General features: G+C 50.6%; 1 protein-coding gene. It reads right to left on the bottom strand.

Annotated elements, in window-relative coordinates:
- Positions 1-249, bottom strand: a 249-nt coding sequence (locus NNO02_RS23680; protein ID WP_271455915.1) for a recombinase family protein, incomplete at both ends; no start/stop codon positions are given.

Here is a 249-nt window from a genome sequence, read left to right as displayed (position 1 = left end):
TCGTAATGGTTTGCTGCACGTCGATGTTGTCCCTTCCCAGGCGGTCCAGTTTCAATACTACAAGCTGATCCCCAGCCTCCAGTTTATGAGTCACCATATCAGCAAAGCCTTTGCGCTGCATCGCCTGTACTCCCCCTGACACGGTTTCTGATATCACCCTGCTATCATTCACTGCATAGCCAGCCTGACGAATCGCCATAATCTGGTTTTCTGTTGACTGTTCGCTGGTGGACACACGGCAATATGCAA

The sequence above is a fragment of the Citrobacter sp. Awk 2 genome, assembly GCF_028069815.1.
GTDB lineage: Bacteria > Pseudomonadota > Gammaproteobacteria > Enterobacterales > Enterobacteriaceae > Citrobacter.
The sequence above is the reverse complement of the archived record's forward strand: the minus strand, read 5'-3'. Positions and strand labels throughout refer to the sequence as shown.